General features: G+C 64.4%; 4 protein-coding genes. 1 reads left to right on the forward strand and 3 read right to left on the reverse strand.

The genetic code is table 11. The features are described from left to right. Positions 1 to 1,035 (forward strand): M24B family metallopeptidase (locus EN893_RS27495; protein WP_128361932.1); only part of this gene is annotated, 1,035 nt, incomplete at its 5' end. Between the two features lie 227 nt (positions 1,036 to 1,262). Here EN893_RS27495 and EN893_RS27500 read toward each other — a convergent pair. The 3 genes from EN893_RS27500 to EN893_RS27510 form a co-directional block, all read right to left on the reverse strand. Further along, complete coding sequence (locus tag EN893_RS27500) at positions 1,263 to 1,559, reverse strand: AzlD family protein (RefSeq protein ID WP_127270950.1); 297 nt, start codon at positions 1,557 to 1,559, stop codon at positions 1,263 to 1,265. Further along, positions 1,556 to 2,284, reverse strand: a complete 729-nt coding sequence (locus EN893_RS27505; RefSeq protein WP_127270948.1) for an AzlC family ABC transporter permease — start codon at positions 2,282 to 2,284, stop codon at positions 1,556 to 1,558. The genes EN893_RS27500 and EN893_RS27505 overlap by 4 nt, the downstream gene beginning before the upstream one ends. A 111-nt stretch (positions 2,285 to 2,395) precedes the next feature. Next, on the reverse strand, positions 2,396 to 2,783 hold a 388-nt coding region (locus EN893_RS27510; protein WP_127387087.1), incomplete at its 5' end, for a DUF2461 family protein.

Genomic DNA, 2,783 nt, shown 5'->3' on the forward strand with positions numbered 1-2,783 from the left:
CTTGCCAAGAGTGGCGCGAAAATCGCGCTCGACCCGGTGCTGGCGGCCGACCGGCTGCGCATGCTGGTCGAGGCCAATGGCGGCGCCGTCGTTGCAGCAGCAGACCCCGCCCGCATCCCGCGCGCCACCCAGAACCAGGCCGAGATCAACGGCTCGCGCGCCGCGCATCGGCGTGACGGTGCGGCCGTGGCGAAGCTTCTGTGCTGGCTGGAGCGGCAAAAACCCGGATCGCTCGATGAGATATCGGTGGTCACCCGGCTGGAGGAGACGCGACGGCAGACCGGCGAGGAAACGCAGATGCCGCTGCGCGATGTCTCCTTCGACACCATTTCGGGCGCCGGTCCGAACGGCGCCATCATGCATTACCGCGTGTCGCGCGCCACCAGCCGCAAGCTGCAGGCCGGCGAGTTGTTCCTGCTCGACTCCGGTGCGCAGTATCAGGACGGCACCACCGACATCACGCGCACCGTGCCTATCGGCCAGCCGACGCAGGAGATGCGCGAACGCTTCACCCTGGTGCTGAAAGGCATGATCGGCATTTCCACGCTGCGCTTTCCCGCCGGCACGCGCGGTTCGGAAATCGATGCCGTCGCGCGCATGGCGCTGTGGAAGCACGGCTGCGACTTCGCCCACGGCACCGGCCATGGCGTCGGCTCATATCTGGCGGTGCATGAAGGGCCGCAGCGTATCGCCCGCACCGGCACCGAAAAGCTGCTCGAAGGCATGATGCTGTCCAACGAGCCGGGCTACTACAAGGAAGGCGCCTACGGCATCCGCATCGAGAACCTGATCCTGGTGACACCGGCGCAAGAGATCGAGGGCGGAGACATCGCCATGCACGGCTTCGAGACGCTGACGCTGGCGCCGATCGATACCAGGCTGGTGCAGTCGGACCTCCTGACGCGCGACGAGTTGCACTGGCTGGACTCGTACCATGCGCGCGTGCTGGCCGAGATCGGCCCGATGCTCGACGGCGAAACGCTGGCCTGGCTGGAAAAGGCCACCGCCCCGCTGCCGCACGACGCGAAGATTTGAAATCAGTCTTGGAAGGTCGGCGCCGCCCCTCATCGCCCTGCCGGGCACTTCTCCCCGTATAGTGACGGGGAGAAGGATGCCGTCATCGACGATTTCGCCAACCACCAACGTTGCAGAAAAGCGCCGAGGTTGAGACAAATCCCTTCTCCCCGTCCCTATACGGGGAGAAGATGCCGGCAGGCAGATGAGGGGCAGCGCTAACGGTTCAAGTCGATCGCGCCCAGACCCTAGCCCACAAATTGCCGCGCCAAAATCAGAACGGCCGCGCCGGCCAGAAACATCGCCATCAACCCACCGCGCAGCGAAACCACGGCGGTGACCACCAGTGCGGCCCATTCCGCCGGCCCGGCATTCAACAGTTCCGGCGCCACCAGCGTCGTCAGCACCGCCGCCGGCACGGCGTTGAGACCAGCCTCGACGCGCGGATGGATTGTTTCGAAGCGGGAGATGACCAGATGCCCGCCGATGCGCGTCAGATAGGTGGCGACCGCGCCGGCGATGATGATCCAGAAGGTCGTGCTCATGGCCGCGCCTTTACGCCGCTGTGATGGGGAGGCAGGATGACCGCCAGCAGCACACCGGCAACAGCGCCGATCGAGACATGCCAGGGCGAGCCCACGGTCTTATAGGCGATGATCGAGGCGGCGGCGCTGGCGATGACCACCGGTAGCCACAGCGGCCGCTTGCGGAAGCCCAGCACGAGACCGAGGAAATAGATCGGCAGCAGGAAATCGATGCCGAGCACATGCGTGTCGGGGATCAGCTTGCCGAACATCGCGCCAAGCGCGCTCTCGACGATCCAGAACAGATAGACCGGCAGGCCAAGTCCCAGATACCAGGCAAAGCCGACCGTCTGGCCCGATTGCGCCCGCGCTTCGGCTACCGCGAATTGCGGATCGGTGAGGATGAAATAACCAAGTGCCTGCTGGATGACAGGCCAGTGCGCGATGCGCCGGCCGATGCCTGCGGAATAGAGCACGTGGCGGAAATTGACGGCGAAGATCGACAGCACGATCAGCCACGGCGCCACATGCTGGCCGAACAGCTGGATGCCGACCATCTGGCTGGCGCCGCCATAGACCAGCGCGCTCATCAGGAAGGCTTCCAGGACCGAGAAGCCATTGTCGACGGCGAGCGCGCCGAACAGCACCGCAAACGGCGCCGACGCCACCACGACAGGCATCGACAGCCGCACGCCCTGCCAGAAATCGCTTCTATCGCCGCTCTCGGAAATTGCTTGCGCCGACATGGCCTCTCCTTGATCAGGGCCTGATGTAGGAAGCGCTGCCTGCCTTGTCACACGAATTCGCTTGAGCCAAACGATCAGCGGAAATGATCGTCGGGTTACCGGAGCCGGAGGCTAGTCAAGCGAACCCTTGCCCTCGATCGCCCTGCCCCAGTCGAGCAGCGGCTTGGCGCGCAAGGTGAAATCGACGAGTTCGTCGACCAGATCAGCCGTATGGATTCCCGCCGGATCGATGACATGCTGGACATAGAAATGCCGGTGGCGGATGGCGGCGACCAGATCGGGATCACTGATTTCCTCGAAGCCGCATGGCGTACGCTTCATACGGCCTTCGGTCTCGAGTTCAAGCCGGTTCTTCTTCAACGCCGCCACCAGGCCGCGAAAATTGTCCGGCTTTGTCGCGATGGCTTTGCGCATCGCCAGCAGCAGCGCCGGTTCCGGCTGCCACCAGGCAATGTCGGCAAAACAGCGCTCAAGCCCGATATGCACGTAGAACACACCC

The organism is Mesorhizobium sp. M7A.F.Ca.CA.004.04.2.1, assembly GCF_004022825.1.
In the GTDB taxonomy this organism is placed as follows: domain Bacteria; phylum Pseudomonadota; class Alphaproteobacteria; order Rhizobiales; family Rhizobiaceae; genus Mesorhizobium.